We start from the raw sequence: 22,759 nt of genomic DNA, 5'->3' as shown, positions 1-22,759 counted from the left end.
TGTCGCTCCCCTTCTTGCCGACCGGCCTTCTGTGCCGGCGGTTTCCTAGTTTGTATGATCAGGCTCGGCTTTCAGTTGCTCAAGTCCGCTAATCAGCTTGCCTAACACGCCATTTACGAACTTGCCAGACTCTTCCGTGCCAAAATGCTTAGCGAGTTCAATTGCTTCATTTATAACCGCTTTCGGCGGTACATCGTTGCTGAATACCATCTCAAAACAAGCCAGACGCAAAACCTGGCGGTCTACCCGAGACAGCCGGTCTACCTGCCAGCCAGTCAAATGATCCTGCAGCATGTCGTCAATCGCCGCTTTGCGCTCCGCGACGCCCATCACAAGCTGTCTTACAAAATCATCATCCGTATTGCCAATATCCCCTGGCTCCGCGCCGATTTCGTTGGCAGAATGTGCTTCTTCAAGAAGCATGTCTACCGCTTCGTCAGCCGTAACTTCATTCATTTCCATCTGGTACAAACTTGATACTGCAATTTCTCTCGCTAATCTACGTTTCATGGGACCTCCAAAGCAGTTGCACTGCTTACTGAAATTTATTATTGCTAGCGTAAACGGTTTTCGCCCTTAACATATCGACAAAGCCTATTTCGCGGTAAAATAGAAGCCCATTATAAGCATTTCACTTATAAAGCCTTAGAACTTCAAAAAAACCTATGATCTCCTCCCTGCCTCGAACAACCGGCAATCCGGCTTCCGGAGAACGGAGGAGACCACAGGATTATCTAAACGGGCGAAATCTTTCCATTAGTACGCTCCACACTTGCTGCCATGGAGCGGCCGGATCCTGCCGCAAGTCTTTCTTTTTGCCTATCCAATACCCAATTGAAATGAGCAGCATAAAAACCAGCATATCCCAAAAACCTGCAAACAAATACACGAAGCCAAAAAAGAGTCCTGCTGCTGCGCCAATTGTCCGCTTTCCGTAATGAACCCAAAATTCCCTCCACATCCGCTAGCCCACCTCTATTCCACGCGACTCTTGTACATGCCTGTCTGAATGACATTCGCCACAAATACCGTCACATTTGAAACCGGTATCCCTGTAATATCCTCAATATGGCTTTTGACAGCAAGCTGAATCTCTTCCGTGAGCGTTGGGATTGAGCTTTCTCCATCAACAAACACGCGAAGCACAATGTCAAGGCCAGAGTCGGAAGTACGAATGCGCGCACGCAAATCTTTAACCCCGCGACGCTTGGAAGCTGCTTTGAGAGCTAGATTTTCAATCGTTTCAATGGAAATGCGAATGTCGCCAAAATCTGTCCGTTGATCAATTGAAGGCGGAGCTGCAGAACCTCGATGCAAGGAAACAATAAAAAATCTCAAGCTGAGCAAAAACAATACAATCCCAGCAATCATAACGGAAATCTGAATCGATGGCTGCTCAAACATACGGTCTAAAGCCGTAAGAAGCGCTCGCTTCGAAATCCAATTAAAGCCAATACATGCGATCATAATGGAAGCGGCACCGATTACGATGCTATAAATAAACAATAGCAGCTTGTCCACAATTCTAAACAATGCAAATGCCTCCTCCGGGCAGACCGAATGAAAACCCCCTTGCGCCGAGCGGCATGCCGATCACGAGGGGGTTATAGTCAATTCTCTTCCATGCAGTTATTACTTGACGCGCAGCAGTTGGTCTTCCTCTACCGGCTTCTCAGCAGCTTTGAAATGAACATCGTGAATATGTACGTTCACTTCAATAACATGAAGACCTGTCATCGTTTCAATCGAACGTTTCACATTACGCTGAATTTCCGAAGCGATTTCTGGAATGCGGTTGCCATATTCCACAATAATGGATACATCAATCGCCGCCTCACGCTGTCCAACATCAACTTTAACGCCTTTAGACAAATTTTTACGGCCAAGCATCTCTGCGATTCCACCTGCGAAACCGCCGCTCATGCCAGCTACACCAGGCACCTCAACTGTAGCCAGTCCAGCAATGACTTCAATAACCTCGGGTGCGATTTGAATAACGCCAATGTCCGTTTTCTCATACTCCGTTGCTGTTGTACTCATGATAGCTTTACACCTCCCTAAAGTTGCGCGTCCCGCCCTGCATCGGACGGGTAAAGCTTCCGCATCTTATTTCTATACTATATCATTCGCCATGAAATATGACAAACCATTACAGATTGTCCCCAGCTTTTGCCGCAGCCTGCTCTGGATGGAAAACATCATATTCCTCGAGGAACTTGATATCAAAATTTCCTTCAATAAACTTTGGATGCTCCAACAGTTTTTGATGGAAAGGAATCGTTGTTTTTATGCCTTCAATCGCGAATTCAGACAAAGCTCGCTTCATGCGGGCAATCGCTTCCTCACGCGTTCTTCCCCAAACGATCAGCTTGGCAATCATGGAGTCGTAATGCGGCGAAATCGTATAACCCGGATAAACCGCGCTGTCGACCCGCACGCCCGTACCGCCCGGCGCCAGATAGAACGGAATGTGTCCAGGAGACGGCATAAAATTGCGCTCGGAATCCTCGGCATTAATCCGGCACTCTATCGACCAGCCATTAATCGCAAGATCTTCCTGCTTAAAGGAAAGAGGATTGCCTTCTGCTACGGAAATCATCTCTTTTATCAGATCGACATTCGTTATCATTTCTGTAACGGGATGCTCGACCTGAATCCGAGTATTCATTTCCATAAAATAAAACTGGCCGTCCGGCCCAAGCAAAAATTCAAGCGTACCTGCACCTGAATATTGAACGGAAAGCGCTGCGCGAACAGCCGCTTGTCCCATCGCTTCACGAAGCTCAGGAGACAAAACTGGACAAGGCGCTTCTTCGACCAATTTCTGGCGACGACGCTGAACCGAGCAATCGCGTTCAAAAAGATGTACAGCATTGCCATGCTTGTCCGCCATTATTTGAACTTCGACATGCTTCATGCCTGTCAAATATTTTTCTAAATAGACGCCTGCATTGCCGAAAGCTTTCTGAGCTTCCTGCTGCGCCGTCGTAATTTGCTGAACGAGCATTTCCTCGCTGTCAGCAATACGGATGCCTTTGCCGCCGCCGCCTGCTGTCGCTTTAATAATAACGGGATAGCCGATCTGACGTGCAACTTCAACCGCTTCTTCCATTGTCTCAATGAGGCCTTCAGAGCCGGGGATAACCGGAACGTTCGCCTGCTGCATCGTTTGCTTGGCTACCGCCTTGTCGCCCATTTTGCTAATCGCCTCAGGCGAAGGCCCAATAAACGTAATGTTGCACGATTCGCAAAGCTCCGCAAAATTCGCATTTTCAGCAAGGAAGCCATAGCCTGGGTGAATCGCATCGCATTCCGTTATAGTAGCAACGCTCATCAGGTTCGTTAAATTCAGATAGCTGTCCTTCGACAAAGTAGGACCGATGCAATAAGCTTCATCTGCAAGGCGCACATGGAGCGAATCGCGATCCGCCTCCGAATAAACGGCTACGCTTGTAATGCCCAGTTCGCGACATGCGCGAATAATACGCACGGCGATTTCGCCGCGGTTGGCAATAAGGATTTTTTGGAAATTCACATTGTTACTCCTTTCAAATGGCTAGTTCTCCCAGAAGGAGCAATGCTGTTATTCCGGCTTCACCAGAAATAGCGGCTGCCCGTATTCCACCAATTGACCATTCGTTACAAGCACTTCGACGATTTCGCCGCGCACTTCCGCTTCCAGCTCATTCATTAGCTTCATCGCTTCCAAAATGCAAACGACGCTTTTCTCGGATACGCGATCCCCTGGCTTGACGAATACCGCAGCATCAGGGCTTGGCGAGCTGTAAAACGTACCAACCATCGGGGAAGTGATTTGGTGCAAATTCTCACTTGCAGCGCGCGCTGCAGGCGTCTCAGACGCTGTAGACTGCGAAGCTGGCTCAATAGCAGGTGCCTGTGTGTAAACGGGAGCAGGCTGCTGTGAATATGTATGCGTTAGCGGGGCTGCTTGCACATTGACGACTTCCGTTTTCCCGGGCTTGCGAATTAGCAGGCGAGTCCCTTCGTTTTCGATTTCCAGCTCATGAACGGAGGTTTGATCGACCAGCTTGATCAATTCTTTAATCTCGCTCAATTTGAACATGAATGTTTCACTCCTTAAAGTTTTGCGGTAGCAAAACCGCTTCGTAAGCATCCGCTTAGTTTTGCGGTAGCAAAACCGCTTCGTAAGCATTCGCCTAGCTTTGCGGCAGCAAAACCGCATAGTAGCTTAGCTTGCATTGTTCACTTTTATTAATGGGCACAATAACGTTTAACATTATATCATAAACGCTGAGGAACACGAATTATTTTTTACAAATGCATAAAATAACCCTTAAACAGCCGCCTGTTCCCTTCGTAAAAATCGTTTTAAGCACTCTATAGCTTCAGTCGCTGTATTAAGCATAATGGGCGAGGCAGGCAAAAATTGAACCGCCCATCATTAAAAAACGCAGTCCAGGCAATAAAATCATAGCCTGAACTCCGCTCTTTTTTGATCATGAGGATCAAATGGAAAATAAAGAAGGAAACTGCCGGATAATTCCGTTCGTCATGACATCTGCCATTCCCATTGCCTGCGATTCGATGGGATCGCTTAGGGCGACGTTTTGCTCATAGTTTTTTGCGAGTCGTGCCGCTACTTCGCCTGTAAGCAGCCTAAGATGCTCATCGAGCATCCTCTTCCATTCCTCTTTGGACCAATAAGGATTTATTTGGCCCAGGAAGTCGGAAATGGCTTCTGCATTCATATACCAGCGTTTTTGTGCATCCGCTGCCGCTGCGCTATCGCCAGCCTGGAGAGCCTTGACGAGTTCAGCTGCAATGACAAGATGCTCCCTCAGCAGTTCGGCAAACTTTGCCGCAATCACCCTGCCATACAAAGGTTCAAGCAACGCTGCAAAGTCTGTAGCGTTCCTTAGCAGCCTAGCCGTCGTTGCTTGTTCGTCACCAAGGCGGTCAACAATGCTGTTCACCGTCAATCTTGTCCAGTACACATGCTGTACCCACAATGTCCGCAGTTTGCGGTTCAATTCCATGCTGGATGATGTCCAGCATGCAGGATGAAGCGATTTGGCCATTTGATGGGGATGGGTAGGATAATAGCGATACATAATGTGTCGTAGCTCCTTTTTATTTTTTACATTATATAGGCGCAGGGCGAGTGTCGTGCACGATCGGGCATAAGAAAAATCCCGGAAGCGCCAGCTTAACTGACTTCCGGGATTTTCTGCTCAGGCAACGATTAATTAAGGTACAAATTGCACCGATACCTGATCCGCATTGATTTCCATTTTTTTCATAACGAGATCCACAATATCAGCTGCTTGATTTTTCTCCAGCTTCTCGCTCGCTACGACGACTTTATAAACGTTGTTTTCTTCATCTACAATGGCGGATTCATAATTTTGCATCAGCTGCTCTTCTAGCTCTGTCAGCTTTACATTTTTTTCTTCAAGCATGGACAGCTGTTTTGCCGCTTCAGTGGATTTTTCTTTATCTACCTGCGTATTTGCGATATCTGCCATCAGCTTATCAAGCTCCTCGTTGTTTTCCTGCGTCCGCTTCTCCTGAATATCGGCGAATACGCTCGTTGCGGCCCCCCCTTGCTCATACTGCTCCAGCACCTCTTTGTCAGTCTCGCTCACTCCATTGTCCGCTCCTTGCTGCACCTCATCCACAACGATGCCGCTGCCCGCTGCCTCAGTCGCACCTTGTCCCACCGTCTGCTCGAGCTGCGAGTTGTCTGTCAGCAAATCTGGCGAGCTTGCATCCTGCGTAAACAAGTAATAGGCGGACAGTACCACCATCAAGCTGAGCATCGATACGAGCCAAATCGTTTGTCTTTTCGTGTTCATGTGAACACCCTCCTCAAAATGGTATAAAAGCTAATCTACTGCTTCCTTGGTGCAACAGAAATGCGGGATGCCGCGACATTTACGCCTTTTTCGACCGCATCTATAATTAAACGCCTGACGGTTACGTTTTCCGCCCCCTTGGCTACGATAAGGACACCGCGAATGCGCGGGTTGATCGTCTTTTTAATAATCGGCTTCTGATCGCCGGACACCTCGACGAGTACAACCTCGCCATCCTTGTTAATCGCCGTAATATGCCGTTTGCCCCCGTTTTTGTCATTCTCGTCTGTAACCGACTGCGTCTCCTTCTCGTTGCGTTCAACGACGATTTCCTCTGTTGAATCAATGGTGACCAGAACATCCACCTCGCCAACACCGACGATTTTCTCCAAAATTTCCTTCAGCCTCGCCTCCAGCGGCTGCTCCACCGCTTCGAATGAGGCTCCTTCATGCGAGCCTGGGCTGGTCCAGGCCGTGTCATCTACTGACTGCAGATTTTGCCCCTGCCCCTGTACGGAAGGCTCAACCTTGTTATAGGTGAGAAAAGAATTAATCAGCATCAGCAGCGCTCCAACACAGCCGATAATGAGCAGGAGGCGCAGCATTTTTACTCGCTTCGGTCCCCCAGGGCCTCCGCCCGCCATCGCTTCCAGCTTCTCCAGCCACTTCGCCACCTGTCATTATCGCTCCTTTCGCTTCACTTTTCTCCGCGAATGCTTGCCGGCTGGCGAATAATGATGGCCTCGGGAGATAAACCCCAGCCCTCGGCGAGCACAGCTCTCGTCTGCTTGTCAAGCTCTGCGTTTACGGGCTGCCATAACGGTTCATCCGCAGCACTCTGCGCTTCTGATGAATGATTCGGTCCAGTCTCCAGCAGCTCAGGCACCATAACCTCAACGCTCACTGGCTCCACTGCTTCGACCTGTCTATTTCCCTCCTGTACTTCCTGTGTTGAATTCGCATCCGCAATTGCAGGAGATCCTCTCGGCGAGGCTGCCTCTTCTTCAGGAAGCATCTGAGGAAACGTCACTGTCACCGTATCCATATCGACCATCTCAACATCCCCTTCCTTGATCCATTTTAGTTTGACTTCAACCGAGCTTGCCGTCTGGCCCGTATAGCGAACGATTGCGGTTTCCATTGCTTTGGAAAGCGTACTGCCGGTCAGGCTAGCCGCCTGCTGCTGCTGCTTGCGTTTAAGCTCCTCCGCCTGACGCTGAATGTCGGCAAGTGTTGGCATTTTCACCTGCCGCTGCGCCGTGCTCATCTCCCATTGCTGGATGCCCGCGCTCAGTCCCGCCGTTACGTCGCCTTGCAGCAGGCGAAGCAGTGGAGACAGCAGCGTCAGCAGAACAAGAAGGCCGATAACAAGTCTGGCATAGCGCAGCATCGCCCTGTTGGGCAGCAGCAGCTCGGTGCATACAGCGAGCATTATGACAGCGATAATGTCACGCAGCCACTCGCCCAGCCAAGCTACCATGCGATTCGCCCCCTTTTTGTCAAAGCATCCCGTTTACCGCACCATCATTGCTGCATTTCCTGCTGTCAGCACGATCGTGACGGCCAGGAAAAACATTAAGCTGACGGCAGCCAGCGCAGCAAACACATAGATCAGCGTCTTGCCAATCGTTTGCAGGCAGGCCACAATCGGTGAATCTCCCAGCGGCTGCATGACGGCGGCGCATACATTGTAAATTAGCGCCAGCGTCAAAATTTTGATTGCGGGAAAAGCACTGATAAACAGCAGCATAATGACGCCAGCGAGCCCGATTGCATTTTTCGCCAGCATGGAAGCCGATATGACGGTATCCGCAGCATCCGAAAACATGCGCCCGACGACAGGAACAAAATTGCCTGTGACGAACTTGGCCGTTCGCATCGTTACACCGTCGGTCACCGCTCCCGTTGCTCCCTGCACTGAGACGACACCGAGGAAAATCGTAACCAGCGCGCCTAAAATGGTAATGCTGATGCTGCGCAGCAGATTGGCAAGCTGGGTCACCTTGAAACGCTCGGTCATGGCGCTGACGATATGCAAAATGGCCGAGAAAAACAACAGCGGGAATACGAGCGTATAAACAAGCGTGCCTACGACATGAATCATAAAAATAATGAGCGGATGCAGCACCGACACCGTCATGACATTGCCCATCGACGCAAGCAGCGCGAGCAGCAGCGGAAGCATCGCCAGCATGAATTGGATCATGCTTTCTATCGCTTCCTTCGCATAGCCGATCGCTACATTAAAGCTGTTGACCGTGATGATAAGGATGACCATAAAGGTAATGGAATAAGCTACCTTGCTGACCGCATTGCGCTCGAAGGCGCTTTGCAGCGTTTCCAGCATCATGCTGAATACGGTAAGCGTGACGATTGTGACCAGCAGCTTGCCATTGTAGAGCACCTCGTGCAGAAAATAAGACAGCAGCCCTTTCAGCACCGTTTCCAGCTTGAGCCCTTCTCCGCCCGGCAGCAGCATTTGGGCAAAGCTCGGCAGCTTCTGCTCAGGGAAAAATCCGCCATATTCGTTTTTGAGCTCGTTCCAGTATTTCTCCACCGCATCCGTATCCATATCGTTCAGCCCGCTGCCGGTCAGCTGACCGAATGCGGCTTGCGCCTGAGCCTGCTGTGTTTGCTGCTGCTGCAAGGACTGCGATTGCTGGCTTTGCTGAGTCTGCTGCGACTGATAGGTTTGTGGAGAAGACGTTGGCTGTGAAGCTAGCTGCTGATAAGAAGCCTGTTCCGACTGCCAAGCTGATGTTGACACACCTTTCGCTGCAGCCTCTGAGCTTGGCACAAGCAGCAAAAAGTACAATACAGCAGCTAACAGCGTAAACCAAACGGCGTTCGACGGATAGGAGCTGCCAGCAAGCTTTATCCTCAACTGGCTCCTCCTCCTGTCGGCAGCAGGTTGATGACCGTTTCGATAATGACGCTGATGATCGGCACCGCCATGACGAGAATTAATATTTTGCCAGCGAATTCGATTTTCGACGCAATGCTTTCCTGTCCGGCATCCCGGACAATTTGAGCGCCAAATTCAGCGATGTAGGCAATGCCGATTATTTTCAGCACCGTCTTCAAATAAATAGAAGGAATGCCGGAGCGATTCGCCAAATCAGTAAGCACCGCGATGACGGAATCGATTTTGCCAAGCAGGAACAGAAAAATAAAGAGGCCGGTAAATGCCGCAAGCAGGAAAGCGAACAGCGGCTTTTGCTCTCGAACGACAAGGATGAGGACTGTTGCAATCAGCCCAAGACCGACGATTTGAATGATTTCCACTTCGCTTCACCTACTTGCGGCTTCTCTTCAAGCTAGCTACTGGAACAGAAAAATCGTTTTAATTTCCTGAAACAGCTCGTTCAGCATACGCACGACCATAAACAGAACTACAACAAAGCCGATTAATGTCACCCAATGCGCCATATCTTCCTTCCCCATCTGCTTAAGCACCGTATGAATCATCGCGATGATAATTCCGATACCGGCTATTTGGAAAATGGCGCTCACATCCATATTCATTTCCGCGGCACCCCATTAAACCATCAAAATAACGAGCAGCACGGCGATTAAAACGCCGAGGCTTTTCCACATCGTCTCATACCTCGCCTGGTCTTCCCGCGCCGAATCTTCCTCCGCCTTCAGTTGAATGAGCGCCAGCTTCAAATGCTTAAGCTGATCCTCACGGTCGCTAATACCGAGCGTTGAGCCAAGACGGATCAACACCGCCTGCTCGCTTGCCCGCATGGCCGTAGTTCCCCAAACCTCGCGAACCGCCCGCTCCCAGCTTTCTGGAAACGAAAGCCCTTCCTCGCTTGCAAGCCCTTCTGCAGCCAGCATCAGCATCCGGTTTAGTGGAGCCGGAACAAAAGCTGCGGTTCGAGTCAGCGCCTCCGGCAGCGGTGTATGCCCGTAGCCAATTTCCGTTTCAAGCCTCTGAAGCGCGTGAGCAGTATGGCGAAGCTGGCGGGGTCTAGCGGCAAAACGCGCCGCCTGTTGAAAGCCAAGCATCGTTCCGGCGAACAAAATCAGCAGCGCGCCAAGCAGCTTCAGCACATGGCATCGCCCCGCATCAGCCCGGAAAACAGCGGCGCAGCATCTTCGGCTAAACGCGGTACTGCTGCCGTTGGCTCGCGCGCCGCCCAGCCTCTTACGCAAGCTTCTGCCGTAAGCACCCGGTGCATAATGCCCGAAGGCGTTCGGCGCAGCTCGACAATAAGGGCGAAAGCCCCTTCCTCTAGCAGCGAGCGCAATACAGGCCGCCCTCTGGCATCCTCGGCATCATACGCATGAGCTGTCGCTATGACGCTGACACCGGCATGGCTGGCTTCCCGAATCGCCTCGCCATCCTCGGGACGTCCAATCTCATCTGCAATAATGACATCGGGCGACATCGAGCGCAGCAGCATCATCATTCCTTCTGCCTTGGGGCAAGCATCCATGACGTCGGAGCGCGGGCCAATATCAAAGGTTGGAATGCCGCGGACACAGGCGGCTATTTCCGAGCGCTCGTCCACGATTGCAACTTTTCTGCCCGCCCAGCTTGCAGCATCCCCGCCTCCCCATAACCCGTAGCTGACGGATCTTGCAATGTCGCGAACGAGCGTCGTCTTGCCCTGCTGAGGAGGGGCCAGCAGCAGTGTGGAGCGGATCGTTTTGCGCGATCGGTCCAGCAGCTTCGGCATGAGCGGGGTCGCTGAGCCGGGTACCTCCCTGGCAATCCGAATATTAAAGGCGCCTATTTCACGAATGCCGCGGACACTGCCGTTATCGAGAACGGTACGCCCTGCAAGTCCAACCCGATGACCGCCTGCAACTGTAATGAAGCCCCGCCTGAGCTCCTCTTCCATGGCATACAAGGAGTAGTTGGTCATCCGCTCCAGCAGCTTGCGGCAAAGGTCAGCAGTAGGCTTGTACGCTCCGCCTGCTTGGGTTAAGAGCGTGCCGTCGTTTGCAGCGAAACGCGATTGGCCTGCCATGCCAATTTCCAGCGGGCGCCCTTCGCGAATCCGTATCTCTTCCAGCTGCTCCTGAACCTGCGCAGGGAGCCGTTCCAATATCGCTTTCAGCTCTAGCGGCAACAAATGCGTAATACGGCTAAGCATGCGTTCATCACTCCCGGATGTTTGTCCTTAGTCCTCTTATATGTATGCTTGGCCAGCTAAAATATGTCCAACTGGATCGAAAATGCTAGATTAGAATTTATTTAACTAGGAGCAGACCGCCTCTTATAGCGAGAACGGCAGCTAAATATATAAAAAGGCCTTCGTTCTCGGGTACAGCGCCGATTCTCGTTATTTTTTCAAAATACCAATCATTAAACATAGAATGCCAGCTGCTACCCAAGCAAATTTGCTATAGGACAGCTTGTCTGCAAGCCCTACCAAACCAATCGTCGTCGTCGCAATCAAAATCAGCGGCCCTACTAGCGCCAAAGAGGAATTGACGAGAAGCGCCTTGTCGATCTGATTGAGTTTAAGCATAATAATAGCTGCGCAAATTTCGATGGTTCCCGAGGCAAAGCGCAAGGATGCCATTGCCAGCACGATTTTATTCAGCATAAAAATCCACCTCCACCCTTGTCCAGCCGACCTGTTTCTAGCTTATGCAGCAGACTACGGCATTCATGACCGCTGCACTTGGGACACATGCCTAGAAGAAGGTGCATATATTGCAGGCATAAGGCTATGAGAAGCTAAGGCAAAGAAAGGCGGATAACGACATGCAAGTTGAGGTCATATCAAGCGTGAATGAAGCCAGCCAGGCGCGCTTTCATCATAAAACAGCCATCGTTGTCGATGTATTGCGGGCTGGCAGCACGATTGTGACGGCGCTTGCGGCCGGGGCCGAAGCCATCGTTCCGGTAGAAACAGTTATGGAGGCTAAAGCAGCGCAGCAGCAGGGGGATTTACTAGGGGGGGAACGATTTTGCCGCAAAATATCCGGCTTTGACCTTGGCAATTCGCCTGATGAATATGAAGCGAATACGATTCGCAACCGACGTATTATATTGACCACAACGAACGGAACGCGCGCGCTGCAAAAATCGGCCCGTGCCGATTACGTATTGACAGCCGCGCTAATGAACGCTGCTGCCTGCGCCCGTGCGGCGCTCGCGCTGCGGCGCGATGTCGTCATTTTATGCGCAGGCTATAATGATGCTTTCGCTGCCGAGGATGGCTATGGCGCCGGACTGCTGCTTGAGCGGATGATGCAGGCAGGCATAAATGCTTTGGAACTGGACGACTTCGCAATCGCTATGCTCGGCTTCTACCGCAGCCGCAGTTCTGCTGCGCTCGAAACACTCGCCTCCGGATCCACAGGCAAGCGGCTGCTCAAGCTTGGTCTCCAGCGGGATATTGAAGCATGCGCAGCCGTCGATATTTATAAAGACGTTCCCGTACTGCAAGGAGAGAAGCTCGTGCTGTTGACGCGCTGAATCGCTTATAAAAATAAAAGCAGCAGACTAAGGCGAGAAAATAATCACGCCCTAGCCTGCTGCTAGTCTCGCTTTAGGCTGCTACTCCAGCACAAGCGCTTTATTGAGAAATTTATTTTTCATTATTTTGTGATTGATCCGTCCGATCGTTGACTCATCTTTTGGAACTGGTGCGAATCGATAGAGCAATAACCATCTGAGGCACGCAATGGCTTCAAACCTTTGAACTTCTTCTTTATCAAATTCACTTTGTGCTAAATATGCATTTTGGAATAACGTGGCTAATGGTTCCCCATTGTATAAATAAATTAAAAAGCTCGTCCAGGCAAAATCATACCTGACATCCCCTAATTGCCCATTGGTCCAGTCAATGATCGTGTATTTCCCTTGATTTTCTACTACGTTCCCTAAATTAAAGTCACCGTGGATAAACTTATTTTGCTGCATATTTGAACCATTAATTAGCTCTATTAATTCCGTTTGAATGTCTTGATGCTCTTCGATTTGCGGGTAAAAATAACGGATAAAATCGTATTTCCTATGAAGCAGAGGATCTAATTCCTGGTCGGATACTTTATGGATGTCCAACAATAATTGAGCCAAATGCTCAACTTGCTGATTCGTTATTTGGGAAAGCGGGCTGCCATCATAGCTGGTTAACAGCGCCTTATGCCCGGAAGCGGTGTGGCCCCATCCATATGCTGCCGAAACAGAAATGCCTATGTTCCAAAGCGCTTGCAGCAGGACATATTGAAAATGAACATCTGGATCGGAATCCTTGTCCCATATTTTTAGAACAAAGCTGTCCGTAACAGACGAATATTTCCACACATGGGCCTCCAGTCCAGCCGGCATGCTGCTGCAGGCTAGTTCTTGTTTCAGCAGCTCATTCATGAAGCTCGTGCTCTCAGCCCAAACCATTTCATTTAAGAACACCACATTTGAACTCCTTCCATTTTGTTTAATCATATCTAATTGTACTTAATCTTACCTCTCTGTAGATCCCCATATATGCAAAAAAGGCAAAGAGCGATTGCTCCTTGCCTTTTTGATTTCTCTTACATGTTTCTTACATTAAAGCAAGTCGTCTAACGACGGTCCTGTGGCCCGCCAACGAAAGCTTGCTCAGCTGTATCCAAACCGTATGCCGTATGCAGCGCACGCACCACTTCTTGCAGCGGCTCAGCATCGATGACGCAGGAAAGTCTGATTTCAGAAGTGCTGACCATCTTAATGCTGATGCCAAGACCTGAAATCGCTGCGAACATCGTTGCAGCAACGCCTGGATTGCTGACCATGCCAGCACCGACGATTGAAACTTTAACCAGGTTTTCTTCAGAAGTCACTTTGTTGTACGGAAGCTCTCCGTGCAGATTTTCAATGACTGCAACCGCTTTGTCTTTATCATCGAGCGAAAGCGTGAAGGAGAAGTCGGCTGTGCCGTCCTGTACGCCGCTTTGCACAATAATGTCCACATCCACGCCATTATTTGCAAGCGCGCCAAATACTGTCGCGAGCACGCCTGGCAAATCTGGAACGCCCAGAATGCTAATTCTAGCTACATTTTTATCGAATGCAATACCGCGAACGACAGCGCCTTGTTCCATCGTTACTTCCTCCTTTACACTTGTACCTTCGTTGTAGGTAAAGCTTGAACGAACGACCAGCTTTACATTGTAATGCTTTGCGTATTCAACTGCACGCGGATGAAGCACAGCAGCTCCCAGATGGGCAAGCTCCAGCATTTCATCATACGAAATTTCTTCGAGCTTGCGAGCGCATTTCACAACGCGCGGATCGGTCGAATAAATGCCATCCACATCGGTGTAAATTTCGCACACATCCGCTTTAACCGCAGCTGCCAGTGCAACTGCTGTCGTGTCGGAGCCGCCACGTCCCAGCGTCGTAATGTCGCCTTCCTCGGACATGCCTTGAAAACCGGCTACGATAACAATATGGCCCGCATCCAGCTCCTTAATCATGCGCTCAGTACGAATATCTGTAATTTTCGCCTTGCTGTGTACAGCATCCGTACGGATTCCCGCCTGCCAGCCTGTCAACGAAACGGCGTGGTGTCCCAGCTGGTGAATCGTCATCGACAAAAGCGCTACCGATATTTGCTCGCCTGTCGTAAGCAGCATATCCATCTCGCGCGCTGGCGGATTAGGATTAAGCAGCTTCGATTGGTCGATCAGATCATCCGTTGTATCCCCCATTGCAGATACGACAACAACAACGCGGTTTCCCGCCTGCCTATTTTCAATAATTCGTTTTGCTACCCGTTGCATCCGCTCCGGCGTTCCCACCGAGCTTCCGCCAAACTTCATCACTATCAACGACAAAGCTGACTCACTCCCAACCTTGACATATACATGCAAGTCAATATTATAGCACAACCATCATGCATCTGGGTATATCCCATCACAAAAATACAAGCAACCTTCACAGCTTCAGCATGCTATTTGGAAACGTCGGTGCCGAAATATTTTGTTGAAATTTCCAAATATGTACCGTCCTTTTTCATATCCGCAAGCGCCCTATTGACGGCGATAACAAGCTCATCATGCCCTTTCGTAAACAAAGCGCCGCTTGCCGTTGCCTCCGACATTTCATCAACAATTTTGAGCGGCGCCTCCGGCTCGCGATGCTTTAAGTCTAAATAAGTTAACCCATCATTAACCGTCGCGTCCACTTCACCGGACAACAACAAGGAAATCGCATCATCAAAGCCTTTGGACGGCACAATTTCCGCCCCATACCGCTGTGCAATATCAAGCAAATTGCTTGTCAGCGATTGTGCCGCCTTTTTCCCTTTCAAGTCAGAAAGCTTCTTAATATCCGTGTTATCCTGATTCACAATGAGCACAATATGGGAGTAAATATAAGGATCGGAAAAATAATATTGCTCCAGTCGATCGTCCCGAATGCTGACTTGATTAAAAACAACATCAAACTTCCCCGCATCAAGTCCCGCAAATATTTCAGCCCACGGCGTTTCAATAAATTCAGGCTCCACGCCAATACGCTTGCTAATTTCTGCAGCTATCTCTACATCGAATCCGACAAGCTTGCCGTTTTCGTCATGATAAGTAAAAGGCGCATACGTTCCTTCCGTTCCTATACGCAGCTTGCCGCTTGCTTGAACAGCCTTCAGGGAGTTTTGCCCACCAGTTGCCGCTTCCCCCGAACTTGCAGCTGGCTGATTCGTTGCATGCGGCTCCGGTCCCGTGCCACAGGCCACCAGCAAAAACCAACAGGCTGCCAGCAGAAAAACAAAGCTTTTTCTTGCCATTCACTCTACTCCTCTACGTCATCGCTAGATGCATGAGCTTAACTATTATATTGAATGTTACAATAGTAAGCCTTTATACATCAATGCTTTTTACGATAAAAATGAGAAGTTCGTGTGAAGTTTAGACGGTTCATATAAAAAAGCTGCTCCAAGGGCCAATTGCACCCTTGAAGCAGCTCATTGCCATCTCCTATGCGCGGGAGATGTATTTTCCTTCGCGAGTATCGATCAACAGCACATCGTCCTCATTAATGAACAATGGAACTTGTACGTTGTGTCCCGTTTGAAGCTTTGCATTTTTAGTTGCGCCGGTTGCCGTGTTGCCTTTAATGCCTGGCTCCGTCTCAATAACTTTCAGCTCAACGCTGTTCGGCATTTGGATACCGATGATTTCGCCTTGGTAGCTGGAGATGTTGACCGTCATGTTTTCGATCAGGAAGTTGATTTCCCATTTCAGCTGCGATTCGTTCAGTTCGAACTGGTCATACGTTTCGTTGTCCATGAACGTGTACTCGGAACCGGAGTTGTACAAGTATTGTACAGCACGGTTTTCGATGATCGCACGAGCAAGCGATTCGCCTGCACGGAACGTTTTCTCAACAACGTTGCCGTTGCGGAGGTTTTTCAGCTTGGAGCGCACGAATGCCGCGCCTTTGCCTGGCTTAACGTGCTGGAAATCGGTTACGGAGAAAATGTCTCCGTCTACTTCAATTGTCAATCCTGTTTTAAAATCATTTACTGAAATCACTGCTGATTACCTCCTGGGATTAGAAAAATAGCAAGCTTGATCGTGCTCGTTTACCGCTGTTACCACAACTTAGCCTAAAGTAAGAAACGCTTTAGTCGATGCGGTTAATATTTTAATACCGGTGTCCGTAATTACGATGTCATCCTCGATCCGTACTCCGCCGAAACCGGGGAGATAGATGCCAGGCTCAACCGTTACCGTCATACCGGGGGTTAAAATCGTTTCGCTAAGCTTGGACAAACGGGGAGCCTCGTGCACTTCCATGCCGAGTCCGTGTCCGGTGCCATGACCGAACTTGTCGCCATAGCCGTATTTCGTGATGACATCACGCGTCAAAGCATCCGCTTCACGGCCTGTCATGCCCGGACGGATATGAGCAAGCGCATTCAGCTGTGCCTCCAGCACAATGTCATAAATTTCGCGATGCTTGTCCGTTGGCGTACCAACGACAACCGTGCGCGTAATATCAGAGCAATATCCTTTCAGATAAGCGCCGAAATCCAGCTTCACGAATTCATTGTTGCCGATAACCCGCTCGCTTGCTTTGCCATGCGGCAAGGCTGAGCGCTCTCCGGACGCTACGATCGTCTCGAACGAAGAGGAATGAGCACCATGGCTGCGCATGAAAATTTCCATCTCCAGCGCGATATCGCTTTCCTTCACGCCAGGCTGCAGCAGCTTCTGGATATGCGTAAATGTCGCATCCGCTAGATCAGCAGCCTCCTGCATCACTTGCAGCTCCGACTCGTCCTTGATCATCCGCAGGCCTTCAACAAGCCCCGCTACTGGATGAAGGGCAATGTCGCCAAGCACAGCTGTCCAATCAGCGAATTCGCCGTAAACGACATGCTCCTGCTCAAAGCCCAGCTTGCTGATTTTTCTCGCTTTCAACAGCTCTTTCACCGTTTCCATCGCTTTAGGCGCATGTTCAACGATTTCATAGCCGATCGCCTGCTCAGGAGCCTGCGTCATATAGCGGAAATCGGTCAGCAAAATGCTGTCGCTTAACGTAATGAGGACCATACCAGAGGAGCCTGTAAATCCGCTTATATAACGGCGATTGTATTCGCTGTTAATAAGAATAGCTTCCAGACCCAGCTCCGTAAGGGCGCTGCGCAAGAGATTCACTCTTTCCTTTGACATTTATGTTCATCCCCTTTCCGTTTTTTTAAGCCATCTTCAGCTTACGAGCAAGTGCCGCAAGGCCAAGCTCATAGCTCTGTGGACCGAAACCTGCAATTTGCCCGACCGCTACAGGTGCAATAACCGACACGTGACGGAATGCCTCGCGCGTATGTATGTTGGACAAATGCACCTCAACTACAGGAAGAGCTACCGTACTTAAAGCATCGCGCAGCGCATAACTGTAATGCGTAAACGCTCCGGGATTAATAAGTATGCCATCCTCTGCGCCATAAGCGCTATGTATCCGATCAATAAGCGCGCCCTCATGGTTGGATTGAAAAAAATCCAGCTGTACATTCAGACCCTTCGCCTGCTCCAGCAAGTTAGCCTCAATATCAGCAAGCGTAGCCGATCCATAAATTCCTGGCTCACGAACACCAAGCATATTCAGATTCGGGCCATTAAGCACCAGAATTTTGAGCATTTGCACACCTCCCTAACGGACAAATCAATGCTAAAGACAAAGATCAATTGCCATTTTACCACATATGCCCGCCGCTTGAGAAGGGACAACTATTCAGCTTGCTTGTACAGGCTCTCGGGACGCCTCGTCTGTAAATTCAAAAGCAATGGTGTAGCCGATAAAAACGCCCCATAGCAAAAAGACACATAGTTCGGCGCTAAGCGTATTCCAGCCTGTTTTCCACACCGTTCGAGTCACATGCAGCATCGGCCCTACAGCAAGAAAAACGATCGCCCACCAGGCGAGCCCATAGAGCACACCAGGCCATGGACCTTTGAGCTTGCGGAACAGCAGACCGTATAGCAGCGCAGCAATTATTGAAAAAATAATGTAGCAGCCAACGCCTACTACTATGCCCCAGCCCGACTTCAAAAAGGAGGAGCGGAAAAACGGGTCCGCCATTATGCCTGGCAGCTCCAGTGTAAATTTCATTTCATAAAAAAACCAGCGTAATATGCCCCAAATCAGGCCAGCAAAAAAGCCCGTCGATAAGCAATACGTCCAAATATTCGTATGATGCTTGCCTTCATATGGATTGCCGCCTTTTCCGGCGGTCCGTTTATTTTGTTTATTTTCTGCCATCGTTTCCTTCGCCTCCAGCTTGTGATCACCTGTCGCCTCCTAAATAAAAGAAGCCATGTTTTAGTATGTGAAAAAAAGCATAGAAGTAACCGCCTCTGTTGGCAGCTGTTTCTGGATTGCCCAAGCAGCTCAAACGTTGGCAATTGCCGCACCGATCAAGTACAATAGAACTATTCGCAAGAAAATGAAAAAAAATGATTCGTCACCTGATTGGGACGATACACTTTTAAGGAAGGTGACCAACACTTGTCGCAAAAGCCAAAAAGCATCTATGGAGGACAAGCTGTCATTGAAGGCGTCATGTTCGCAGGAAGCCATGTCAATGTTACAGCTGTTCGCCGAAAAAATGACGAAATCATCTTTTATGAGGTTCCGCGGACGACGAAGCGCTGGATCCAGCAGCTGAAAAAAATTCCGATTGTGCGCGGTGTTGTCGGCATAATAGATTCCAGCGCCAAAGGCTCGCAGCATCTGAACTTTTCTATGGAAAATTACGCGGAGGATGAGGCGAAGGAAGAAGCCGCCAAAAATCCCGAAGCACAGCCAAAGCCTGAGAAGGAGCAAAAATCCGGTTTCAGCCTAAGCATGATTGTCGGTGTTGCCGTGGCAGGCGTGCTGTCGTTTATTTTCGGCAAGCTGATTTTCACCGCAGCTCCCGCTGCGCTGGAAGAACTATTGTTCAGCAATGTATTTGAGAGCAAAATCGGTCATAACCTATTAGAAGGACTTATCAAAATCATTTTATTGCTTGCTTATTTGTATCTGATGTCGCTCACGCCGATTATCAAAAGACTGTTTCAATATCATGGCGCCGAGCATAAAGTAATTAGCGCTTATGAAGCTGGCGAGAAGCTTACGATCAGCAATGTGCAAAAATACAGCCGCCTGCACTATCGCTGCGGCAGCAGCTTTATTATTTTCACCGTCATTGTCGGCGTTATTATTTATTCGCTGCCTTTCTTCACTTGGGATTCCATCTGGGAAAGAATTTACATTCGTATTTTGCTGCTCCCTATCGTTCTCGGCATTTCTTATGAGGTGCTGCGCATTACAAATGCGATGCGCGACATTCCCGTGCTGCGCTATCTCGGCTACCCGGGCCTGTGGCTGCAATTGCTGACAACGAAAGAACCGAAGGACGATCAGGTTGCCGTATCCATTGCTTCCTTCAACCGGATGCGCGAGCTTGATCAACAAATGACCAATATTAAAGCGTAAGGGCGGAATGATTATGGCAAACAGGCCTAAAAAATGGAGCGTGCCGGCAATTATTATTATGTCTTTGCTTGGCATCGGAGTTATTTATGGCGTTTTGACCGATATGCGTTCATTCCTAATCCCGATTATCGTATTCGGCCTCATTTATGTGCTTTACAAGTTCCCGCCTGACCACTGGAGAGGCCGTTCCGGTTCTGCTTCGCCTAAGGTGCGCCCTGGCAACCGCTCACAGCCTGCCAAACGCCCGAAATCGCAGCGTACGCCGTTCCGCGTTATCGAAGGCGGCAAGGAAGATGATGATCTGCCGAAGTATCATTAAGCCACTGTAGCCCGCTATGACAGCTGGCCAACCACGCAAAAAGAGCGTAACCTCGATTTCTCGGAGGTCACGCTCTTTTTTTGGGTAATTGCACATCATACTGCGTTTCACTTCATATTTGCGTTATCACTCATTATCGAGCTCGGCGCGAACCGCTTTAAGGTCGTCCAATCGGGAAGGATCACGTTCGAAAAATGCGACGAGCGTCTCGATGCAGGTGATCGAATCCCAGCTTAAATGATGCTCAATGCCTTCGACATCCTGATAAATATTCTCATCTTGGACGCCGATAATGGCCAGAAATGATTCCAGCAGATGGTGGCGCTCCACAAGCCGCTTGCCCATCTTCTTCCCTTTTGTCGTTAATACAAGACCACGATATTTCTCATAAATTAAATAGTTATCTTTATCGAGCTTTTGAATCATCTTCGTCACTGACGAAGGGTGAACCTCCAGCCCTTCCGCAATATCCGACACTCTCGCGTAACCTTTTTCGTCTATGAGCTTATAAATTCGTTCCAAGTAGTCTTCCATGCTCGGTGTCGGCATTGAAGAACCCCCTAACCCAACTTCTTTCACCTTGTTTCCTCGGCGTTACTCTAGTATCATACACTGTTTTGAAACCTGTCTGCAACCTTAAGGACAATCCCGGCTGCGCAATAATTAATGGCATTCGCGATTTAGAGCATTTCTTGAAATATAAGAATTTATAAGTTTCACATTTATCATTAGGCTTATATTTCTCGGACTGAAACGCGCTGCGCCGCCAGAGGTGGCTTTTGGCCGTTTCACCTTGCAACTCCCAGTTTGAAGCCCTTTCCTTTGTCGCACATTATAACTTAAGCTTCTTATTTGAAGCAACAAAGCACAGGAGGTGCCGCTCATGGCTCCCACTATAGAGGAGCGTCCAAAAACAGCGCTGAAGAGCTTATCCTTCGTTCCCGAGCTCGTCTATTTTGAACCGGATGCGCTTAATTATCCGAAAGGCAAGCGCATTTATGACTGGGTGCAAAAGGAAGGCATTCCTTTCCGCATAACAAGCTCGCATAACCGGATTACCAATTTGCCCGGTGAAACCGAGCTTGAGAAATACCGGATTGCCAAACGCACCCTCGTCGTCGGCATTCGCAAAACGCTAACCTTTGATACGTCCAAGCCATCAGCGGAATATGCCATTCCCATTGCGACCGGCTGTATGGCGCATTGCCATTATTGCTATTTGCAGACGACGCTCGGCGCAAAGCCCTATATTCGCGTTTATGTCAACATCGATGAGATTATCGGCGCTGCCAAGCAATACATCGACGAGCGAGCACCGGAAATAACCCGCTTCGAAGCCGCTTGTACGTCCGATCCCGTCGGGCTGGAGCCCATTACAGGCAGCCTGCGCGAGCTGATTGAATTTATGGCGGAGCAGCCGCTAGGCAGACTGCGCTTCGTGACGAAATTCCATCATGTCGACTCTTTGCTGGATGTTAAGCATAATGGCCATACCCGCATTCGCTTCAGCGTCAACAGCAAATATGTGATCAAAAATTTCGAGCCAGCCACCTCCCGCTTCGAGCAGCGAATTGAAGCCGCAGCCAAAGTAGCTAAAGCCGGTTATCCGCTCGGCTTTATCATTGCGCCGATTATCTGGCATGAGGGCTGGGAGGAAGGCTACGCCGAGCTGCTCGCATCGCTTGCAGAGGCGCTGCCTGAAGAGGCACAGCAAGCCGATCTAACCTTTGAGCTTATCCAGCACCGTTTTACGAAAACAGCGAAAAATGTGATCGAGCGCCGCTATCCGCGCACGAAGCTGGAAATGGACATTGAGAAGCGCAAATACAAATGGGGCCGCTGGGGACAAGGAAAATATGTCTACCCTACAGAACAAGCAGATGCGCTCCGATTGTTTATATCAGAGCGCATCTTTGAGCATTTTCCACAAGCGAAAATTGAATATTTCACTTAAAACTTCAGCCAATCCGGCGTAATGAGGTTAAGCCACGACGTAATTTGCGTCATTTGATCGGTGAAGAGCATAATGCCGAGCACAATCATAATCGCTCCGCCGACCTTCATCACCGTATTCGTATATTTCAGCAGCCATCTCGCTGAGCCTAGGAAAAAAGCCAATACGAAAAACGGAATGGCAAAGCCTAAAGCATAAGCCGTAGTCAGCTTAAACCAGGTATTCGGCTCGGATGCCGCCAAAGCCAGAATCGCCGTTAAGGCAGGTCCTGTGCAAGGCGACCACCCGGCCGAAAAACCGATGCCAAAAATAAAGGAGCCTAAATAGCCGGTTTTTTTCGAAGCATCAAACGGCAGCTTGCGCGTCTTCATCAGCAATTGCGGCTGAAAAACGCCGAGCAGGAACAGCCCCATCAGCACAATTAAAATCGCCGATAATTTGCGGATGAGCGGCTCATATTCGCTGAACGTTTCCGCGAACACATTCGTACCGTAGCCAAGCGTGTAATACACCGTACAGAAGCCGATAATGAAAAACAGCGTATGCAGCATCGTACGAGAGCGCATTTGCTTGCTCGTATGCTCATTATTTTTGAGATCGCTGACGGAAATGCCGGTTATGTAAGATAAATAAGATGGATACAAGGGCAAGCAGCATGGGGAGATGAAGGAAGCAAAGCCCGCCCCCAATGCGAGCCAAATATTAAGATCGTTCAACGT

General features: G+C 49.5%; 29 protein-coding genes. 4 read left to right on the top strand and 25 right to left on the bottom strand.

What is annotated here, in order from left to right; translation table 11 throughout:
• Window positions 1-45: 45 nt before the first annotated feature.
• The 16 genes from nusB to AC50X8_RS14990 form a co-directional block, all read right to left on the bottom strand.
• On the bottom strand, window positions 46-510 hold the full coding sequence (gene nusB / locus AC50X8_RS15065) for a transcription antitermination factor NusB (protein ID WP_046231948.1): 465 nt from the start codon (window positions 508-510) through the stop codon (window positions 46-48).
• Between the two features lie 220 nt (window positions 511-730).
• The gene (locus AC50X8_RS15060; protein ID WP_494858563.1) at window positions 731-961 is read right to left on the bottom strand and encodes a DUF2273 domain-containing protein; all 231 of its coding nucleotides are present in this window, start codon (window positions 959-961) and stop codon (window positions 731-733) included.
• Window positions 962-975: 14 nt separating this feature from the next.
• Window positions 976-1,533 carry an alkaline shock response membrane anchor protein AmaP gene (gene amaP, locus AC50X8_RS15055; protein WP_099519842.1) on the bottom strand — a complete coding sequence of 186 codons (558 nt, stop codon included), beginning with the start codon at window positions 1,531-1,533 and terminating at the stop codon, window positions 976-978.
• A 99-nt stretch (window positions 1,534-1,632) separates the two neighbouring features.
• Window positions 1,633-2,040 (bottom strand): Asp23/Gls24 family envelope stress response protein, encoded by a 408-nt coding sequence (locus tag AC50X8_RS15050; protein ID WP_046231945.1) that lies wholly within the window; start codon window positions 2,038-2,040, stop codon window positions 1,633-1,635.
• A gap of 109 nt (window positions 2,041-2,149) precedes the next feature.
• Window positions 2,150-3,535, bottom strand: coding sequence for an acetyl-CoA carboxylase biotin carboxylase subunit (accC, locus tag AC50X8_RS15045; RefSeq protein WP_494880248.1), 1,386 nt, complete (start codon window positions 3,533-3,535; stop codon window positions 2,150-2,152).
• 48 nt (window positions 3,536-3,583) lie between these two features.
• Complete coding sequence (gene accB / locus AC50X8_RS15040; protein WP_046231943.1) at window positions 3,584-4,084, bottom strand: acetyl-CoA carboxylase biotin carboxyl carrier protein; 501 nt, start codon at window positions 4,082-4,084, stop codon at window positions 3,584-3,586.
• A 403-nt stretch (window positions 4,085-4,487) separates the two neighbouring features.
• Window positions 4,488-5,093, bottom strand: coding sequence for an acetylglutamate kinase (locus tag AC50X8_RS15035; RefSeq protein WP_494880247.1), 606 nt, complete (start codon window positions 5,091-5,093; stop codon window positions 4,488-4,490).
• A 135-nt stretch (window positions 5,094-5,228) separates the two neighbouring features.
• On the bottom strand, window positions 5,229-5,837 hold the full coding sequence (locus AC50X8_RS15030; RefSeq protein ID WP_056028992.1) for a SpoIIIAH-like family protein: 609 nt from the start codon (window positions 5,835-5,837) through the stop codon (window positions 5,229-5,231).
• A gap of 35 nt (window positions 5,838-5,872) precedes the next feature.
• The gene (spoIIIAG, locus tag AC50X8_RS15025; protein WP_056028994.1) at window positions 5,873-6,511 is read right to left on the bottom strand and encodes a stage III sporulation protein AG; all 639 of its coding nucleotides are present in this window, start codon (window positions 6,509-6,511) and stop codon (window positions 5,873-5,875) included.
• A gap of 23 nt (window positions 6,512-6,534) precedes the next feature.
• The gene (spoIIIAF, locus tag AC50X8_RS15020; protein WP_056028996.1) at window positions 6,535-7,317 is read right to left on the bottom strand and encodes a stage III sporulation protein AF; all 783 of its coding nucleotides are present in this window, start codon (window positions 7,315-7,317) and stop codon (window positions 6,535-6,537) included.
• A 33-nt stretch (window positions 7,318-7,350) separates the two neighbouring features.
• Window positions 7,351-8,721 carry a stage III sporulation protein AE gene (gene spoIIIAE, locus AC50X8_RS15015; protein WP_494880246.1) on the bottom strand — a complete coding sequence of 457 codons (1,371 nt, stop codon included), beginning with the start codon at window positions 8,719-8,721 and terminating at the stop codon, window positions 7,351-7,353.
• The gene (gene spoIIIAD / locus AC50X8_RS15010; RefSeq protein ID WP_056028998.1) at window positions 8,718-9,122 is read right to left on the bottom strand and encodes a stage III sporulation protein AD; all 405 of its coding nucleotides are present in this window, start codon (window positions 9,120-9,122) and stop codon (window positions 8,718-8,720) included. Before spoIIIAD ends, spoIIIAE begins: the two co-directional genes overlap by 4 nt.
• A gap of 36 nt (window positions 9,123-9,158) precedes the next feature.
• Complete coding sequence (spoIIIAC, locus tag AC50X8_RS15005) at window positions 9,159-9,362, bottom strand: stage III sporulation protein AC (protein WP_046231940.1); 204 nt, start codon at window positions 9,360-9,362, stop codon at window positions 9,159-9,161.
• Window positions 9,363-9,377: 15 nt separating this feature from the next.
• Window positions 9,378-9,896: a stage III sporulation protein SpoIIIAB gene (gene spoIIIAB / locus AC50X8_RS15000; RefSeq protein ID WP_494858555.1), complete on the bottom strand. Its 519-nt coding sequence runs from the start codon at window positions 9,894-9,896 to the stop codon at window positions 9,378-9,380.
• Complete coding sequence (gene spoIIIAA / locus AC50X8_RS14995; RefSeq protein ID WP_056029002.1) at window positions 9,890-10,945, bottom strand: stage III sporulation protein AA; 1,056 nt, start codon at window positions 10,943-10,945, stop codon at window positions 9,890-9,892. Before spoIIIAA ends, spoIIIAB begins: the two co-directional genes overlap by 7 nt.
• 189 nt (window positions 10,946-11,134) lie before the next feature.
• Complete coding sequence (locus AC50X8_RS14990) at window positions 11,135-11,401, bottom strand: YqhV family protein (protein WP_056029004.1); 267 nt, start codon at window positions 11,399-11,401, stop codon at window positions 11,135-11,137.
• A 161-nt stretch (window positions 11,402-11,562) separates the two neighbouring features.
• On the opposite strand from AC50X8_RS14990, the gene AC50X8_RS14985 reads away from it, so the two are divergent.
• Entirely contained in the window at window positions 11,563-12,279 is a 717-nt protein-coding gene (locus tag AC50X8_RS14985; protein WP_494858553.1) for a 2-phosphosulfolactate phosphatase, read from the top strand.
• An 81-nt stretch (window positions 12,280-12,360) separates the two neighbouring features.
• Here AC50X8_RS14985 and AC50X8_RS14980 read toward each other — a convergent pair whose 3' ends face one another.
• From AC50X8_RS14980 to AC50X8_RS14950, 7 genes are all read right to left on the bottom strand, one after another.
• Entirely contained in the window at window positions 12,361-13,134 is a 774-nt protein-coding gene (locus tag AC50X8_RS14980; RefSeq protein ID WP_494880474.1) for an aminoglycoside phosphotransferase family protein, read from the bottom strand.
• Window positions 13,135-13,367: 233 nt separating this feature from the next.
• Window positions 13,368-14,621 (bottom strand): aspartate kinase, encoded by a 1,254-nt coding sequence (locus AC50X8_RS14975; RefSeq protein ID WP_056029010.1) that lies wholly within the window; start codon window positions 14,619-14,621, stop codon window positions 13,368-13,370.
• 116 nt (window positions 14,622-14,737) lie between these two features.
• The gene (locus tag AC50X8_RS14970) at window positions 14,738-15,571 is read right to left on the bottom strand and encodes an amino acid ABC transporter substrate-binding protein (RefSeq protein WP_494858549.1); all 834 of its coding nucleotides are present in this window, start codon (window positions 15,569-15,571) and stop codon (window positions 14,738-14,740) included.
• A 190-nt stretch (window positions 15,572-15,761) separates the two neighbouring features.
• Window positions 15,762-16,319 carry an elongation factor P gene (gene efp / locus AC50X8_RS14965; protein ID WP_046231928.1) on the bottom strand — a complete coding sequence of 186 codons (558 nt, stop codon included), beginning with the start codon at window positions 16,317-16,319 and terminating at the stop codon, window positions 15,762-15,764.
• A 69-nt stretch (window positions 16,320-16,388) separates the two neighbouring features.
• Window positions 16,389-17,462 carry a M24 family metallopeptidase gene (locus tag AC50X8_RS14960; protein WP_494858547.1) on the bottom strand — a complete coding sequence of 358 codons (1,074 nt, stop codon included), beginning with the start codon at window positions 17,460-17,462 and terminating at the stop codon, window positions 16,389-16,391.
• Between the two features lie 25 nt (window positions 17,463-17,487).
• Window positions 17,488-17,928 carry a type II 3-dehydroquinate dehydratase gene (aroQ, locus tag AC50X8_RS14955; RefSeq protein ID WP_056029016.1) on the bottom strand — a complete coding sequence of 147 codons (441 nt, stop codon included), beginning with the start codon at window positions 17,926-17,928 and terminating at the stop codon, window positions 17,488-17,490.
• Between the two features lie 93 nt (window positions 17,929-18,021).
• Entirely contained in the window at window positions 18,022-18,549 is a 528-nt protein-coding gene (locus tag AC50X8_RS14950; protein ID WP_081418569.1) for a YqhR family membrane protein, read from the bottom strand.
• Window positions 18,550-18,849: 300 nt separating this feature from the next.
• Between AC50X8_RS14950 and AC50X8_RS14945 the strand changes: the two genes are divergently transcribed.
• Both AC50X8_RS14945 and AC50X8_RS14940 read left to right on the top strand, forming a co-directional pair.
• Window positions 18,850-19,767, top strand: coding sequence for a DUF1385 domain-containing protein (locus tag AC50X8_RS14945; protein WP_056032677.1), 918 nt, complete (start codon window positions 18,850-18,852; stop codon window positions 19,765-19,767).
• Window positions 19,768-19,780: 13 nt separating this feature from the next.
• Window positions 19,781-20,086: a hypothetical protein gene (locus AC50X8_RS14940; RefSeq protein ID WP_494880245.1), complete on the top strand. Its 306-nt coding sequence runs from the start codon at window positions 19,781-19,783 to the stop codon at window positions 20,084-20,086.
• Between the two features lie 126 nt (window positions 20,087-20,212).
• On the opposite strand, the gene mntR is transcribed toward AC50X8_RS14940, so the two are convergent.
• Window positions 20,213-20,635: a transcriptional regulator MntR gene (gene mntR, locus AC50X8_RS14935; protein WP_056029020.1), complete on the bottom strand. Its 423-nt coding sequence runs from the start codon at window positions 20,633-20,635 to the stop codon at window positions 20,213-20,215.
• A gap of 334 nt (window positions 20,636-20,969) precedes the next feature.
• Here mntR and splB point away from each other — a divergent pair, with 334 nt between their 5' ends.
• Entirely contained in the window at window positions 20,970-22,040 is a 1,071-nt protein-coding gene (gene splB, locus AC50X8_RS14930) for a spore photoproduct lyase (protein ID WP_494880244.1), read from the top strand.
• Here the strand turns inward: splB and AC50X8_RS14925 are convergent.
• Window positions 22,037-22,756 (bottom strand): cytochrome c biogenesis CcdA family protein, encoded by a 720-nt coding sequence (locus tag AC50X8_RS14925; protein ID WP_056029024.1) that lies wholly within the window; start codon window positions 22,754-22,756, stop codon window positions 22,037-22,039. The genes splB and AC50X8_RS14925 overlap by 4 nt on opposite strands.
• Window positions 22,757-22,759: the final 3 nt, after the last annotated feature.

The organism is Paenibacillus sp. JT22N15 (genome assembly GCF_059383755.1).
The sequence above is the reverse complement of the archived record's forward strand: the minus strand, read 5'-3'. Positions and strand labels throughout refer to the sequence as shown.

What these genes read in the sequence shown, in the direction of transcription:
- nusB (WP_046231948.1), bottom strand. Translation starts at nt 510, where the DNA reads ATGAAACGTAGATTAGCGAGAGAAATTGCAGTATCAAGTTTGTACCAG.
- AC50X8_RS15060 (WP_494858563.1), bottom strand. Translation starts at nt 961, where the DNA reads ATGTGGAGGGAATTTTGGGTTCATTACGGAAAGCGGACAATTGGCGCA.
- AC50X8_RS15050 (WP_046231945.1), bottom strand. Translation starts at nt 2,040, where the DNA reads ATGAGTACAACAGCAACGGAGTATGAGAAAACGGACATTGGCGTTATT.
- accB (WP_046231943.1), bottom strand. Translation starts at nt 4,084, where the DNA reads ATGTTCAAATTGAGCGAGATTAAAGAATTGATCAAGCTGGTCGATCAA.
- AC50X8_RS15035 (WP_494880247.1), bottom strand. Translation starts at nt 5,093, where the DNA reads ATGTATCGCTATTATCCTACCCATCCCCATCAAATGGCCAAATCGCTT.
- AC50X8_RS15030 (WP_056028992.1), bottom strand. Translation starts at nt 5,837, where the DNA reads ATGAACACGAAAAGACAAACGATTTGGCTCGTATCGATGCTCAGCTTG.
- spoIIIAF (WP_056028996.1), bottom strand. Translation starts at nt 7,317, where the DNA reads ATGGTAGCTTGGCTGGGCGAGTGGCTGCGTGACATTATCGCTGTCATA.
- spoIIIAC (WP_046231940.1), bottom strand. Translation starts at nt 9,362, where the DNA reads ATGAATATGGATGTGAGCGCCATTTTCCAAATAGCCGGTATCGGAATT.
- spoIIIAA (WP_056029002.1), bottom strand. Translation starts at nt 10,945, where the DNA reads ATGCTTAGCCGTATTACGCATTTGTTGCCGCTAGAGCTGAAAGCGATA.
- AC50X8_RS14990 (WP_056029004.1), bottom strand. Translation starts at nt 11,401, where the DNA reads ATGCTGAATAAAATCGTGCTGGCAATGGCATCCTTGCGCTTTGCCTCG.
- AC50X8_RS14985 (WP_494858553.1), top strand. Translation starts at nt 11,563, where the DNA reads ATGCAAGTTGAGGTCATATCAAGCGTGAATGAAGCCAGCCAGGCGCGC.
- AC50X8_RS14980 (WP_494880474.1), bottom strand. Translation starts at nt 13,134, where the DNA reads ATGCCGGCTGGACTGGAGGCCCATGTGTGGAAATATTCGTCTGTTACG.
- AC50X8_RS14970 (WP_494858549.1), bottom strand. Translation starts at nt 15,571, where the DNA reads ATGGCAAGAAAAAGCTTTGTTTTTCTGCTGGCAGCCTGTTGGTTTTTG.
- AC50X8_RS14960 (WP_494858547.1), bottom strand. Translation starts at nt 17,462, where the DNA reads ATGTCAAAGGAAAGAGTGAATCTCTTGCGCAGCGCCCTTACGGAGCTG.
- aroQ (WP_056029016.1), bottom strand. Translation starts at nt 17,928, where the DNA reads ATGCTCAAAATTCTGGTGCTTAATGGCCCGAATCTGAATATGCTTGGT.
- AC50X8_RS14950 (WP_081418569.1), bottom strand. Translation starts at nt 18,549, where the DNA reads ATGGCAGAAAATAAACAAAATAAACGGACCGCCGGAAAAGGCGGCAAT.
- AC50X8_RS14945 (WP_056032677.1), top strand. Translation starts at nt 18,850, where the DNA reads ATGTTCGCAGGAAGCCATGTCAATGTTACAGCTGTTCGCCGAAAAAAT.
- AC50X8_RS14940 (WP_494880245.1), top strand. Translation starts at nt 19,781, where the DNA reads ATGGCAAACAGGCCTAAAAAATGGAGCGTGCCGGCAATTATTATTATG.
- mntR (WP_056029020.1), bottom strand. Translation starts at nt 20,635, where the DNA reads ATGCCGACACCGAGCATGGAAGACTACTTGGAACGAATTTATAAGCTC.
- splB (WP_494880244.1), top strand. Translation starts at nt 20,970, where the DNA reads ATGGCTCCCACTATAGAGGAGCGTCCAAAAACAGCGCTGAAGAGCTTA.